General features: G+C 66.0%; 11 protein-coding genes. 5 read left to right on the top strand and 6 right to left on the bottom strand.

Going from position 1 to position 14,480, the window contains the following annotated elements; translation table 11 throughout:
* Positions 1-4 precede the first annotated feature (4 nt).
* Positions 5-3,487: a transcription-repair coupling factor gene (gene mfd / locus HV681_RS10350; RefSeq protein ID WP_175123005.1), complete on the bottom strand. Its 3,483-nt coding sequence runs from the start codon at positions 3,485-3,487 to the stop codon at positions 5-7.
* Positions 3,488-3,516: 29 nt separating this feature from the next.
* Between mfd and ispD the strand changes: the two genes are divergently transcribed.
* The 3 genes from ispD (at position 3,517) to HV681_RS10335 (ending at position 6,995) form a co-directional block, all read left to right on the top strand.
* Positions 3,517-4,200 (top strand): 2-C-methyl-D-erythritol 4-phosphate cytidylyltransferase, encoded by a 684-nt coding sequence (gene ispD, locus HV681_RS10345; RefSeq protein WP_175123004.1) that lies wholly within the window; start codon positions 3,517-3,519, stop codon positions 4,198-4,200.
* Positions 4,197-4,688: a 2-C-methyl-D-erythritol 2,4-cyclodiphosphate synthase gene (gene ispF, locus HV681_RS10340; RefSeq protein WP_175123003.1), complete on the top strand. Its 492-nt coding sequence runs from the start codon at positions 4,197-4,199 to the stop codon at positions 4,686-4,688. Before ispD ends, ispF begins: the two co-directional genes overlap by 4 nt.
* Before the next feature lie 177 nt (positions 4,689-4,865).
* Entirely contained in the window at positions 4,866-6,995 is a 2,130-nt protein-coding gene (locus HV681_RS10335; RefSeq protein WP_175123002.1) for a DUF4344 domain-containing metallopeptidase, read from the top strand.
* A 139-nt stretch (positions 6,996-7,134) separates the two neighbouring features.
* Here HV681_RS10335 and HV681_RS10330 read toward each other — a convergent pair whose 3' ends face one another.
* The 4 genes from HV681_RS10330 to risA form a co-directional block, all read right to left on the bottom strand.
* Complete coding sequence (locus HV681_RS10330) at positions 7,135-7,653, bottom strand: carboxymuconolactone decarboxylase family protein (RefSeq protein WP_013392160.1); 519 nt, start codon at positions 7,651-7,653, stop codon at positions 7,135-7,137.
* A gap of 76 nt (positions 7,654-7,729) precedes the next feature.
* Positions 7,730-8,278 (bottom strand): peroxiredoxin, encoded by a 549-nt coding sequence (locus tag HV681_RS10325; RefSeq protein ID WP_006217982.1) that lies wholly within the window; start codon positions 8,276-8,278, stop codon positions 7,730-7,732.
* Positions 8,279-8,338: 60 nt separating this feature from the next.
* Positions 8,339-9,736: a sensor histidine kinase RisS gene (gene risS / locus HV681_RS10320; RefSeq protein ID WP_437340380.1), complete on the bottom strand. Its 1,398-nt coding sequence runs from the start codon at positions 9,734-9,736 to the stop codon at positions 8,339-8,341.
* Positions 9,737-9,770: 34 nt separating this feature from the next.
* The gene (gene risA, locus HV681_RS10315; protein WP_003813882.1) at positions 9,771-10,505 is read right to left on the bottom strand and encodes a response regulator transcription factor RisA; all 735 of its coding nucleotides are present in this window, start codon (positions 10,503-10,505) and stop codon (positions 9,771-9,773) included.
* A 131-nt stretch (positions 10,506-10,636) separates the two neighbouring features.
* On the opposite strand from risA, the gene tsaB reads away from it, so the two are divergent.
* Complete coding sequence (gene tsaB / locus HV681_RS10310) at positions 10,637-11,893, top strand: tRNA (adenosine(37)-N6)-threonylcarbamoyltransferase complex dimerization subunit type 1 TsaB (protein WP_175123001.1); 1,257 nt, start codon at positions 10,637-10,639, stop codon at positions 11,891-11,893.
* Positions 11,890-12,909 carry a uracil-DNA glycosylase gene (locus tag HV681_RS10305; RefSeq protein ID WP_175123000.1) on the top strand — a complete coding sequence of 340 codons (1,020 nt, stop codon included), beginning with the start codon at positions 11,890-11,892 and terminating at the stop codon, positions 12,907-12,909. Before tsaB ends, HV681_RS10305 begins: the two co-directional genes overlap by 4 nt.
* A gap of 74 nt (positions 12,910-12,983) precedes the next feature.
* On the opposite strand, the gene lplT is transcribed toward HV681_RS10305, so the two are convergent.
* A complete protein-coding gene (gene lplT, locus HV681_RS10300) occupies positions 12,984-14,297 on the bottom strand; it encodes a lysophospholipid transporter LplT (protein WP_175122999.1) in 1,314 nt (437 codons plus the stop codon).
* Between the last annotated feature and the right edge of the window lie 183 nt (positions 14,298-14,480).

The raw sequence follows: 14,480 nt of genomic DNA, 5'->3' as shown, positions 1-14,480 counted from the left end.
GGAATTACTTCAGGGCGCGCAGAACGGCGCGCACGGCGTCGGCACGGGCCGGGAGTTGAGGCGCCTTGATCTCGACGCGCAACTTGTCCTGCCCGGCCAGCTTGATGTGCCGCTGCCGCTGGACAAGCTCGATGATGCGGGCCGGATCGACCGAGGTCTTGGGGCCGAACTGGATCAGCGCCTGCGCTTCGCTGGCATCGATCTTGACGATGCCCAGCGGTTGGGCGGCGAGGCGCAGGCGGTGCGTGGCCAGCAGCGTCTGCGCCGCCTCCGGCAGTTTGCCGAAACGGTCGATCAATTCTTCCTGGATGTGGATCAGGTCGTCTTCGTCGGCCGCGTGCGCCAATCGCTTGTAGATGGCCAGGCGCGCGTGCACGTCGGCGCAGTAGTCGGACGGCAGCAGCGCCGGGGCGTGCAGATTGACTTCGCACGCCAGGTTGAAGGGCGCGTCCAGGTCGGGCTCTTCGCCCGCGCGCAGGGCGCGCACGGCCTCGTTGAGCATCTCGTTGTACATCGAGAAGCCGACTTCCTGGATGTTGCCCGACTGCGAGTCGCCCAGGACTTCGCCGGTGCCGCGGATTTCGAGGTCGTGCATGGCCAGGTAAAAGCCCGAGCCCAGCTCTTCCATGGCCTGGATGGCTTCCAGCCGCTTCTTGGCGTTGCTGGTGATCGCGTCCTCGCCCGGGGTCAGCAGGTAGGCGTAGGCCTGGTGGTGCGATCGCCCGACGCGGCCGCGCAGCTGGTGCAGCTGCGCCAGACCGAAGCGGTCAGCGCGGTGGATCACGATGGTGTTGGCGCTGGGCACGTCGATGCCGGTTTCGATGATGGTGGTGCACAGCAGGACGTTGTAGCGCTGCTGGTAGAAGCCCTTCATCACCTGTTCGAGTTCGCGCTCGGGCATCTGGCCGTGCGCGACGGCGATCCGGGCCTCGGGCACCAGCTCTTCCAGGCGCGCGCGGCGGTTATGGATGGTTTCTACCTCGTTGTGCAGGAAGTAGCACTGGCCGCCGCGCTTGAGCTCGCGCAGCAGGGCTTCGCGCAACGTGCTGCCGTCCTCGCGCCGCACGAAGGTCTTGATGGCCAGGCGCTTTTGCGGCGCTGTGGCAATGACGGAGAAGTCGCGGATGCCTTCGAGCGACATGCCGAGCGTGCGCGGGATGGGCGTCGCGGTCAGTGTCAGCACGTCGACTTCGGCGCGCAGCGACTTGAGCGCTTCTTTCTGGCGCACGCCGAAACGGTGTTCCTCGTCGATGATGACCAGGCCCAGGCGCTTGAATTTCACGTCCTTAGACAGGATCTTGTGCGTGCCGATGACGATGTCGACCCGGCCGTCGTTGATGCCTTCGATGGCGCTGGAGACTTCCTTGGCCGAGCGGAAGCGCGACAGTTCCACGACGCGCACGGGCCAGTCGGCAAAGCGGTCGGTAAAAGTCTGCGCGTGCTGTTCGGCGAGCAGGGTGGTGGGGCATAGCAGCGCCACCTGTTTGCCGTTGGCGACGGCCAGGAAGGCGGCGCGCAGCGCGACTTCGGTCTTGCCGAAACCGACGTCGCCGCAGACCAGCCGGTCCATGGGGCGGCCGGAGGTCATGTCGCTGATCACGGCCTGGATGGCGGCGGCCTGGTCGGCCGTCTCTTCAAAACCGAAGCCCTCGGCAAACGCCTCGTAATCGTTCAGCGGCAGGTTGAACGCAAAGCCTTCGCGCGCGGCGCGCTGCGCATACAGCGCCAGCAATTCGGCGGCGGTGTCGCGAACCTGCTTGGCGGCCTTGCGGCGCGCCTTGTCCCATTGGCCTGAACCCAGCTGGTGCAACGGTGCGGCTTCCGGGTCGGCGCCGCTGTAGCGCGCGATCACGTGCAGTTGCGACACCGGCACGTACAGCGTGCTGCCGTTGGCGTATTCAAGATGGAGGAACTCCATCTCGCCTTCGCCCATGTCCATGTTGACCAGGCCGTGATAGCGGCCGATGCCGTGCTGGGCGTGGACGACGGGGTCGCCCTCGCGCAGCTCGGACAGGTCGCGCACCATGGCTTCGACGTTGCTGGCGCGTTCCTGGTCGCGCTTGCCGCGGCGGCCGGTGGTCGCCAATCCGGGGTAGAGATCGTTTTCGGTCAGGAAGGCAAGGTTGGCGTCGGGCAGTTCGAACCCGATGCCCACCGGCGAAGCGACGATGCCGAAATGCGCGTCCGACGCCAGGAAGCCCTCGATGGTGTCAGGCTGCGCATCCGGCGTGACGCCGAATTCGTTCAGCATCTGCACCAGGGTCTCGCGCCGGCCGGCCGAATCGGCGCACAGCAGCACGCGGGTGTGCCGCTTTTCTACCAGCGTGCGCAGCTTGGCGATGGGATCTTCGGCGCGCCGCGCCACGCTGACGTCGGGCGCGGCCCGGAAGTCCGGATGCGGCTGGCCCGCAGTCAGCGACAGGCGGCGGAATGCCTTGAGGCGGCCATAGAGCGATTCGCTGTCCAGGAACAGGGCGGACGGCGGCAGCACGGGGCGTTCGCGGTCGCTTTTCAGGAAGCCGTAGCGGCTGGTCGTGTCCTGGTTGAAGCGCTGGATCGCGTCGTCGATGTCGCCGACGGTGACCATGACCGTGCCGTCGGCCACGTAGTCGAACAACGTAGCGGTTTCTTCGAAGAACAGCGGCAGGTAGTACTCGACGCCGGCAAACGGGATGCCGTTGCCGATGTCTTTATAGGGCAGGGCCCGGGAAGGGTCGCCTTCGAAGACTTCGCGAAAGCGCGCCCGGAAGCGGTTGCGCGAGTCTTCGTCCATCGGGAATTCGCGGCCCGGCAGAAGCTGCACCTCGCGCACGGGGTACAGGCTGCGCTGGGTGTCGACGTCGAAACTGCGGATGGTTTCGATCTCGTCGTCGAACAGGTCCAGCCGGTACGGCACCACCGAGCCCATCGGGAACAGATCGATCAGGCCACCCCGCAGGCAGAATTCGCCCGGCGAGGTTACCTGGGTGACGTGGTTGTAATTGGCCAGCGTCAGTTGGGCGCGCAGCGCCGCTTCGTTCAGCCTGTCCTTCTGCTTGAACGAGAACGTGTAGGCGGCCAGGAACGAGGGCGGTGCGACGCGGTACAGCGCCGTGGTGATGGGCACCGTCAGCACGTCCACCGTCTTCATCATCAGCGAGTGCAGCGTGTTCAGGCGCTCGGAGATCAGGTCCTGGTGCGGTGAGAATGCGTCGTAGGGCAGCGTTTCCCAATCGGGCAACTGGCGCACGCGCAGGCTGGGCGCAAACAGCTGGATTTCCTCGGCCAGCCGCTGCGCTTCAAGGGGCTCGGCGGTCAGGATGACCAGCGGCGCGCTGGCCTGGCGCGCCAGATCGGCCAGCAGCCAGGCGTCGCCGGAGCCCGGCGGCCGGGGCTGCGCATAGCGCGTGCCGGGCTTCAGCGCGGACAGGGTGGGGACCGTGGCGGGGACGGGCGGTGCGGCCGTGGCGGAGGAGGAAGGGGCGGGCATCAGGCTGGAAGCGGACATCAAGCGAACGATTATAAAATCTCCGCACCATGTCTGACTCAATCATCGCAATCGTGCCCGCCGCCGGCGTCGGCGCCCGCGCCAGCCGGCCCGGGCACGAGGCCGTTCCGAAGCAATACCGTCCATTGGCCGGACAGCCCATGCTGCGCCACGCGGTAAGCGCGCTGCTGGCCGATGAACGCGTGTCGCAGGTGCGCGTGGCGGTCACGCCGGGCGACGGCTGGGTTGACGCCGCGCTGGCGGGCTTGCCGCGCACCGTCTGGCGTGCCTGCGGCGGCGCCACGCGCGCCGATACGGTCGCGGGCGCGCTGGCCGACAGCGAGGTCACGGATGATGCCTGGGTGCTGGTGCATGACGCGGCCCGCCCGGGCTTGCCCGCCGCGGCGCTGGGGCGGCTGATCGACGCGTGCCTGGCCGACCCGGTCGGCGGGCTGCTGGCCCTGCCGGTGGCCGACACGGTCAAGGGCGGCCACGATCGCGTGGAACGCACGCTGGACCGCAATGGCCTTTGGCTGGCGCAGACGCCGCAGATGTTCCGCGCGGGCGTGCTGCGCGATGCGCTGACCGCCGCGTCCGTGAACGGCATCACCGTCACCGACGAGGCCTCGGCCATCGAGGCCGCCGGCTATGCGCCGCTGCTGGTCACCGGTTCAATGCGCAACTTCAAGGTGACGTGGCCGGACGATTTTGAACTGATGGAAAAATGGCTATGAGCATTCCTTTTCGCGTCGGGCAGGGCTTTGACGTGCACGCGCTGGTCGAAGGCCGGCCGCTGATCATCGGCGGGGTCACGATTCCCCATACCCATGGCCTCTTGGGCCATTCCGATGCGGACGTGCTGCTGCACGCGATCACCGACGCGCTGCTGGGCGCGGCGGGCCTGGGCGACATCGGCCGGCACTTTCCGGATACCGATCCGGCGTTCAAGGGCGCCGACAGCCGTGTGCTGCTGCGCGAGGCCATGGCGCGCGTGCGCAAAGCGGGGTGGACACCGGTCAATATCGACGCCACGCTGCACGCGCAAGCGCCCAAGATTGGCCCGCACGCCCCTGCCATGGTGAAGAACATCGCCGCCGACACCGGCCTGGCCGAATCCGAGGTCAACATCAAGGCCAAGACCAACGAGGGCCTGGGTTATCTGGGCCGCAAGGAAGGCATCGCGGCCACCGTAGTCGCCTTACTGGCGCGCGCGGACCACTGACGCACGGGCCGCGCTGCGTGGCGTTCGCGCCACGCTTATCCGGTATTCCGAAGCCGCCCGAGCCGCCAGGCCGGGCGGCTTTTACGTTGGCATACATCTTTAACAAATGAATAAGCGGACCGCATTGTTCTGACTTACGCTGCGCGACTTGAAATCTGACTAATCAGGGACACTCAGATGCGATTACGTGGCGCGGGGCTACTTTTTGTGCTGGCCGCTTTTGCTACCTCCGCCCACGCGGCCTACGAGAAGCAGCTCGGTCCACTGGCCGGCACGGTCAAGCAGCAGCTTTTGCAAGGCTGGCATGTCGGCGAGCAGGACGGCTGGTTCACCCTGCGCAACAGCGATGTCCCGGGCGGCGAGCAGACGTTCTACATCAACCCGGGACCCGCCCCGGAAAGCGGACGCATCACCGACGTCAACGTGATGGTCAACTCGAAGAGTCCCAAGGCGTCCATCGGCATTGCGCTGAACAACAACGCGCGCAAGGGCCTGTGCCTGCTGGAGATCCGGGCGGACCGCAACATTTTGCTGTTCTGTCTGGAAGGCCAGAAACGCCGCGATATCGCGTCCGTTCCCAACGTCGCCAAGCTGGACGGCACCGACCGCATCCGGGTGGTAGAGGTGCCGGGCGCCGCGCGTTTCCTGGTCAATGGCCAGAAGATCGGCGATATCGAGGACGAGGCCGCGCTGGGCAGCGAGATCGGCATCATGGCCTATGACGAAGGCACGTTCGGCATTGCAGATTTCATGATCGTCTCGGACGTGGCCGGCAAGCCGGTCGGGGTAGGAGCGCAAGGGACCGCCGGACAGGGCAGCGCCGGACGGGGTAGTGCCGGACAGGGTAGTGCCGGACAGGGTAGTGCCGGCGCGCCGCGCGTGCCGTCGGCCGCGTCGCCCCCCGCCCAAGCCCCCGCCGACAACAGCCCGGCGCTGGCCGGCGCCGGCCCATATCCCCGTTTCGGCGGGGACACCTTGCGCATCGTCGCGGTCTACATCGGCATCATGCGCAGCATCTTCCTGCACGAGTTCGGGCACGCCCTGATCGGCGAGCTGGAACTGCCGTCGACGGGTGCGGAAGAAGACGCGGTCGACATGTATTCGGCCTTGCGGATCGTCGAGCCCACCATCTACCCGTCCGACAACGAGGACGTGAACGTCATGGCCCGCGAGGCCGCCACGTATGCGGCCCTGCAGTGGTACTACAGCGGCATGCTGGCGGAAAAGCGGGGCGCGTCGACGAACTCGGCCTGGCAGGACGAGCACACCGGCGACCTGAAACGCTTCCGCAACATGCTCTGCATCATGTATGGCGGCAATCCCGCCGTCTTCGAGAACGTGGTCAAGCACGTCGGTTTCGAGGACCGGACCAAGTCGCGTTGCACCGACGAATTCAACAAGCAGAACCGGGCCTGGCGCCACCTGTTGGCGCCCCATACCCGCGTGGGCACCTGGACGCCGGACGGCCAGCAACCGGCCAACGCGCCCGGCGCGCCGGTCAACGTGGTGCTGGAACCCTCCAAGCGCAAGATCGGCAACCTGTTCGCGACGGCCCTTTCCAACGCTGTCGCCAACAGCGTCAAGGATCTGGGCAACACCTACGTCCTGCCGCGGCCGATCAATGTGACGTTCAAGGATTGCGGCCAGTTGAACGCCTGGTACAACCCGCGCGAGGGCTCGATCACGATGTGCTACGAGCTGATCGAGAACATCGCGGTGATGATTTCCGACATTGAAATGGGCACGGTCGGTGGCGAGGTCGTCGCCAACAAGGGTGGCGGGGCGCAGACGGCGCCGCGGCAAGCCTCCTCGGCGGGGCAGGGCATGCCCGCGCTGCCCGCCGGCGCCTTCGATGAACTGAAGGACTTCGGCGTGCCGCCGACCAGCCTGCTGTTCTCGTCCCCCTACCGGGGCCCGACGCCTGTCAAGCACACACGCGCCGATGTCATCACCACGGCCGACCTGGTCAAGCTGATCAATAACGAGAAGAACATCCTGATCATCGACACCAGCGCGGGGCGGGACACGCTGCCCATCGCCTATCCGCTGCCCGATGCCGGGTCGGACGGCAGCGTCGCGGACCATCTGCAAGGCGCGCTGGACGACTGGCTGAAGAAGAAGACCGGCGGGCAGCGCAACGCGCCCATCGTGTTCATGGGCGCGGGCATGAATGACCGCTCGGCCTACAACGGCGCGTTGCGCGCCGGGTCGCTCGGCTGGCGCGCCTACTGGTATCGCGGCGGCATGGAGGCCTGGACCGCCAACGGCCTGCCCACTGCGCCGGTGAAACCCGCCGCGGGCAAGTAATCCGGCGGTGACTCGCCGGGCAGCGGCAACGTGCCCGGCGCCGGCCAGAACCGCGTCATCGGAAACGACGCAACGTCGCCGCCAAAACAAAAGCCCGCCTGCATGATGCAGGCGGGCTTTTTTGCGGTCGGCGAATCGCTTACTTGCCTTGCGCGGCCAGCGCCAGCGCGGCGGCGTTGACGACGGCGGCGATACGGCCGGCATCGCGCAGCTGTTCGGTCGACAGGCCGTCGTTCTTCAGGTTTTCATAATGCGAGGCCACGCAGAAGTGGCACTTGCCGATGATGGAGGCCACCAGGGCGAACAGCTCGAAGCGCTTCTTGTCCACGCCGCCATGGGTGGCGTAGGCATTCATGCGCAGCTGGGCCGGCAGGCTTTTGAGCTGGGCGTCGCCGGTCATCTCCACGTAGGGATACCAGGTGTTGTTCATGCCCATGAGGGCGGAAGCGGTCAGGGCGGCGTTCGCGTCGCCTTCGGACAGGCCGCTCTTGAAGGCTTCAACCAGCACCGGGCTGCGCGCGGCATAGGCGGCGGACAGGGCGGCGCCCACGGCGTCTTCGGGAGCCAGCGTCGAGCGGGCGATCACGGCGTCCAGATTCAGGCGGATGTCCTTGGCCCAATCCGGCAGCTGTTCCTTAATGGTCGTAAGAAATTCCATAGTTTTTACCTATAATCTAGCGCAGTTAAAGCCCGGCGCGGGCCCCTGCAGGGCAGGGTCCGGACCGGGCTGGAAATTACAGCGTGGCGCCGCCAACCGTACGGTTGCACGGGCACAGTTCGTCGGTTTGCAGACCGTCGAGCAGACGCAGAACTTCTTCCGGGTTACGGCCGACGTTCAGGTTGTTCACCGAAACGTGCTGGATCGTGTTGTCCGGGTCAACGATGAAGGTGGCGCGCAGCGCAACGCCAGCACCCTTTTCACGCACGCCCAGTTGGTCGATCAGGGCGCCGGTGGTGTCGCCGAATTGGTAGTGACCCAGCTTGTTCAGGTCCGGGTGCTCACGGCGCCAGGCCAGCTTGACGAATTCGTTGTCGGTCGAACCGCCCAGCAGGACGGCGTCGCGGTCTTCGAAATCCTTGGCCAGCTTGTTGAAGCCGACGATTTCGGTCGGGCACACAAACGTGAAGTCTTTCGGGTAGAAGTAGATCACCTTCCACTTGCCGGGGAACGAGCTTTCGGTGATGTCTTCGAACGCCGACACGCCGTTTTCTTCGTGCTGATTGAAGCCGGGCTTGACGCCGGTGACCTTGAAGGGTTCGAGTTTGTCGCCAACAGTTTTCATGTTTACTCCCGTAGTTGTTGGGTGGAGATGAGGCCAAGCCTCAAAACCATAAATTCTACGCTATGGATTATCGTTGTCTAATTGATAATTCCTAAACTTGGCTTTGGGCAGCTCTATCCTCGCGGTCAGTCCGCCGCCCTCTCGGGGCAGCATTCGGAGCGACCCGCCGACGTGTTTGAGCAGGCGTTCGACGATGGCCAGACCCAGTCCCGCGCCGCTGACGCCGGTGCGCGCCGCCTCGCCGCGGGAGAACGGGCGAAGCAGGCGATCCACGTCTTCCGGCGCGATGCCGGGGCCGCGATCGGATACCTCGATGACGATCATGCTGCCTTCGGCCTGCAGTGTCATGTTCAGGTGCGCCATGCCGTCATCGGGTGAGCGGCCGTAGCGGCGCGCGTTCTCGATCAGGTTGCTGACGATACGCTTCAGATCCAGCGCGGTGATGCGGGCGCGCAGGCCAGGTTCCAGCGCCGCGTCCAGCTCGCCGCCCAGCGAGGCGGTGTGGCTGCGTTCGCGTTCGTACAGTTCGGCCAGCACGGCGGAAATGTCGGTGGCGAGCTGCGGTAGGGTGCCGGCGGGACGGGCGTACTCCATGAGCTGCCCGATACTGTGGTCGATCTGGCCCAGGTCTTCGTCGATGGCCTGCCGCGCGTCTTCCGACACGCCGCTCAACTCGATTTCCAGACGCATCCGGGCAAGTGGCGTGCGCAGGTCATGTGAGATGCCCGCCAGCATGAGCTCGCGGTCGGCCTCGGCCTGGCGCAAGTCCTTGGCCATGCGGTTGAACGACGCGTTCAGGTCGCGGATCTCCAGTGGGCCTTGTTCGGGCAGGGCCGCGGGCGTTTCACCGCGCGACAGCACCTGGGCAGCCCGCGCCAACCTGGACAGCGGCCGGTTGACGAAGCCCACGCTGACCGCCGCGCCGACCAATGACAGCAATAGCGCCGTGGCGCCCCAGCCCAGCCACTCGATTCCGCCTGTAAGACCGATCTGCTCACGCTCGAACACCAGCCAGTACAGATCTTTTTCTATCTGGAAACTGACCCAGAAGCCAGGTACCTGGTTCACGCCCCAGGCAATCTGCGTTTCCGGGCCGAAGCGCGTGCGGATATGCTGCGCCACACGCTGCCAGTAGTCGTCGTCGGGGAGGGCTTCGGCGAAGTCGGTGACCTCGCGCGGATAGACCTGGATGCCTTCGTTGGTGGCCAGGTCCAGGAGGAGCTTGCTGCGTTCGCCGTTATGCGAATAGATCAGCGCGGTGCGCGTGATATTGACGGCCGTGATCACCCGCTGCGCCATTTGATTGGCGCGCGGTCCCAGCTCCATGCTGAAAAATACTTGAAGCCACGCGCCCAGGCTGACCAGCATCAGCGCGGCGAGCAAAAGGAACGTGCGGCCGAACAAGCCGAGCCGCAAACGGGATGTCAGGTTCCTGAATGTTCTGCGCAAGCGCGGCACGACGCTGCGCTCCTGCACCGGGCGGGCCAGCCGATCAGCTACCACCGTCCGGAACGAACACGTACCCCAGACCCCAGACGGTCTGGATGAATACGGGCTTGGACGGGTTCGGCTCGATCAGCTTGCGCAGACGCGAGATCTGGACGTCGAGGCTGCGATCGAAGGCTTCGTATTCGCGGCCGCGGGCCAGTTCCATGAGCTTGTCGCGCGACAGGGGAATCTTCGGATGGCGCGCAAAGACCTTGAGCACCGAAAATTCACCCGTGGTGATGGGCACCTGTTCGCCGTTGCGCGTGAGCGTGCGGGTGGACAGATTCAGCACGTAGGGGCCGAAGGCGATGGACTCGTTTTCCTGGCTGGGCGCGCCGGGGTGTTCCTCGGTGCCGCGGCGGCGCAGAATCGCATTGATGCGCGCCAGCAGTTCGCGGGGATTGAACGGCTTGGACAGGTAATCGTCCGCGCCCATCTCAAGGCCGACGATGCGGTCGATTTCTTCCGCCTTGGCCGTGAGCATGATGATGGGGGTATTGTCGTGGCCACCGCGCAGCCGGCGGCAGATGGACAAACCATCTTCGCCGGGCAGCATCAGGTCCAGCACGAGCAGGTCAAAATGCTCTCGTTGCCAGAGTTTGCCCATCTCTTTCGCGTCTTCGGCAACGAAAACGTTGAAACCCTGTTCGGACAAGTACCGGCGAAGCAGATCGCGCAAGCGCGGATCGTCGTCAACGACGAGGATTTTTCGGGTGGGGGTGGTGTTTTGCGTATTCATGGCCGGAAATGTAACAGTGACAAGAACCGGGGGCTAGAGGGCGTTCACAAGATATTACACATTGCGATCCCTGGTTGAAATCCCCCTTACACACGGGGGTAACAGCGGCTTATTTCGTACAATCTGCATCTATGGAACTAAACCTGCTGGCACTGGAAACTTCGTCGTCACGTTGTGGCGTGGCCCTTTTACGGGCGGTCGACGGCCGTCTGGAGATCAGCGTCCGCGAACACGAAGGATCCCAGGAACACGCCGAGCGCCTACTGCCTATGGCCGATGCGCTGCTCGCCGAGGCGGGCATCACGCCGTCCGGGTTGCATGCCGTGGCGTTCGGGCAGGGGCCCGGCGGCTTCACCGGGCTGCGCGTGGCATGCGGCGTCGCCCAGGGAATGGCCCTGGGGCTTGGGATCCCGGTGTTGCCTATTGTTTCGCACCAGGCCGTGGCAGCCGACGTCGATGGCACCCCGGCCGACGCTGTCGTCGTGGCCCTAGACGCCCGCATGAACGAGGTCTATCTGGCAGTCTACCGCCGCGGCGACGCCGCGGGCGAGGAATCTGTCTGGGAAACGCTTCAAGCTCCGATGCTGATTGCCGCCGCCGAGGTCGTGCCCTGGACGGCGCACCATCTGCCCAACTGGTCGGCCCGCGCCGGACAGCCGCTGACGCCGCTACTGGCTGGCGATGCCTGGGAAGCCTATGCCGCCGACATGGCCGCGCCCGCCGAATGGCGCCGGGCCACCGAAGCCCAGCGGCCCCAGGCCGCCAGCGTGGCGCGGCTTGCCCGCCAGGGCTGGCTGCGCGGCGAAACGCTGGCGCCCGAGCTGGCGGCGCCGCTCTATGTGCGCGACAAGGTGGCCTTCACCACCGCCGAGCGCCTGCGCGGCGAGGGCGGCAATCCCAAGGCGCAGCCGTCGCTTGCCGCGCCGGTCCCGCAGCCCATGACGGATGCCGATCTGGACGAGGTCGTGGCGCTGGAGGCGCAAGTGCAGGCCTTTCCCTGGACCCGCGGAAACTTCGCGGACGCGCTGGCGTCGGGCTATGGCGCCTGGACGTTGCGGCGGGAGGGCAAGCTGGCGGGATTCTGCATTCTGATGTTTGCGCCGGACGTGGCGCATCTGCTGGTGATCGCGGTGGCCCAAGACCTGCATCGGCAGGGACTGGGCGGCGTGATGCTCGACTGGTGCGAGCAGCAGGCGCGCGAACGCGGCCTCGAAGGCCTGCTCCTGGAAGTGCGGCCGTCCAACACGTCCGCCATCAGTTTCTATAAGGGCCACGGCTATCTGCAGATCGGCATGCGCCGGGCCTACTACCCAGCCGAGAAGGGCGGTCGCGAGGACGCCATCGTCATGCAGAAACGCTTCGGCGAACCCGACGGAGCACCGGCATGAGCCCGATGGACGCCGCGCCGCGCCCGGCGCCGCCCCGCATCAACCCGTTGCAGCGCATCTGGTTGCGCGAGCTTGGCATGGAGCGGCTATGGCTGCGCACGCCGCCTGCCGTGCCGGTGGCCAAGGCGGGTTCCGTGGCGTCTGGAGCCACTCCCGGCCAGACGCCGGCTGCCGCGTCTCCTGGCGGTCCGAGTACCGCACCACATTCCCCCATTGTTGCGCCGACTCCCGTCGAAGCGCGGCTCGATGCCCCGACAGCTGCTCCGGTGGCCGACGCCGCGCCGGTCGCCGCGCCCGCCGTTGCGCGCACTGCCCCGGCAGAGCCGGCTTCTGGCCGCGCATCGGCTATTCCGGCTTCGATCCTGAACCGCACCGGCCCCCCGCCGCGTCCCGCGCCGAAGGTCGAGGTCCAGGAAGAGGCGCCGCCGCCCATTCCGGTGGCCGAGGCCGTCAAGGATGCCAATCTGGAGCAGTTGGCGGCGCAGGTCGTGGCGTGCGCCGCGTGCGGCCTGTGCAAGGGGCGCCGTCACGCGGTGGTCGGGCAGGGCGCCCAGCCCACCCGCTGGCTCGTCGTGGGCGAAGCGCCGGGCGAACAGGAAGACCGCCAGGGCCAGCCTTTCGTGGGACGGTCCGGCCAGTTGCTGGACGCCATGCTGGCAGCGGTGGGCATGAGCCGCGAGCGCGATGTTTTCATCACCAATGTCATCAAGTGCCGTCCCCCGGGCAACCGCAATCCCAAGCCCGAGGAAATCGCGGCCTGCAGCCCGTACCTGATGCGGCAGATTGCGTTGCTGAAACCCGAGCGCATCCTGGTGCTGGGCCGGTTCGCGGCGCAGACGCTGCTGGGCACCGACGCCACCATCGGCAACCTGCGTGGCCGCGTCCATCATCTGAAGACGGACGAAGGCGTGCAGATCCCGGTCATCGTGAGCTACCACCCCGCCTACCTGCTGCGCAGCCCGTCCGAGAAGGCGCGCGCCTGGCAGGACCTGAAGCTGGCCGCCCGCGAGCTATAGGGCGCAGGGGTCAAAGAAAAACCGGGCAAGTGCCCGGTTTTTCATTGCTGCATCAAGCACTTGGCGCGTTTGTCCTAGTGCGTCGAATCCAGCGCGCGGCCGTGGCCTTCCTGGCCGATCTGGTCATGCAGGTCGGGGTTGGCCTGCATGTTGCGCTTGCTCCAGCGCATGAACACCACCATCAGCACGGCCACCACGGTGCCGAAGATGACGATGATCACGTTGATCGGCAGTTCCAGCCACAGCAGCAGCGTGTACATCGCCACCATGAGCAGGATGTTGAGCTGTTCGTTGAAGTTCTGCACGGCGATCGAATGGCCGGCCGACAGGAGCACGTGGCCCCGGTGCTGGAGCAGGGCGTTCATGGGCACCACGAAGAAACCGGCCAGGCCGCCCGTCAGCAGCAGGAGAAGATAGACGCTCCAGGGCTGGTAGACCAGCGGCATCAGCAGCACGACGAGACCCATCATGGCGCCGACCGGCAGCACGGCGAGCGCGCGGCGCAGCGGAATGCGCCCGGCCAGGATCGACCCCACCACCGTGCCCAGCGCGGCCACGCCCATCAGCATCGACGCCTTGTCGAGCTGGTAACCCAGATGGCTGCGGCCCCATTCGATGACGATCAGCTGCAGCGTGGCGCCGGCGCCCCAGAAGAGCGTGGTGACAGCGAGGGAAATCTGGCCCAGCTTGTCCTTCCACAGCACGCAGACGTAGCCCCAGAACGTGCGGACGAGGCGAACGGGGTTCTTCTGCTGCGGCGGATAGCGCACGTGCGTGCGGGGAATCAACAGGTTGCACAGCGCAGCCAGCAGGTACACGAAGGCGATGACCAGGATCGCGGCCTCGGCCGGCGTGTGGACCAGGCTGCCGATGAAGGAGTGGCTGAGCAGGGCGGTGGACACCGACGAGGAAATCAGGAGGCCGCCCAGGACCGTGCCCAGGATGATGGAGAAGACGGTCAGGCCCTCGATCCAGCTATTGCCCTTGACCAGCATGGTCGGCGGCAGCATTTCCGTCACGATGCCGTACTTGGCCGGGGAGTAGGCGGCGGCGCCGATGCCCACCACGCCGTAGGCGGCGCAGACCAGCCACGTCTGGTATTCAGGGGCGACGCCAATGCTGGCGTACGAGAACATCAGCAGACAGCCCGCGACCTTCAGGGCATTGGTGGAGAACATCACGCGGCCCTTGGGGTAGGAGTCCGCGATGGCGCCGACGAACGCGGCCAGCACGACATAGGCCAAGGCAAACGACCACTTCATCATGGGCGCCAGCCAGTCAGGGCCGTGCAACTCCTGAATCAAGGCGATCGCTGCGATGAACAACGCGTTGTCCGCCAATGACGAGAAGGCCTGCGCCGCCATGACCAGATAGAAACCACGTTTCAAGAATGTCCCCGTTCTTCGGCCAGAGCCTGGCCAGTCCGCGTGAAAATTATGTGTCGTGCCAAAAAGTGTCAGGGAGTATAGCCGGAGCGTTGCGGCCAGCCATTGCGCGTTTGCCCGCGGGTTGTCCGGCCCCAACGTCTGGGTAAAGACCGCCTGCGGTATCATACGACCCATATGAGAGCC

The sequence above is a fragment of the Achromobacter animicus genome (assembly GCF_902859585.1).
Taxonomy (GTDB): Bacteria; Pseudomonadota; Gammaproteobacteria; order Burkholderiales; family Burkholderiaceae_B; genus Achromobacter; species Achromobacter animicus.
Note: the sequence above shows the minus strand (reverse complement) of the source record. Positions and strands in the feature narration are given on the sequence as shown.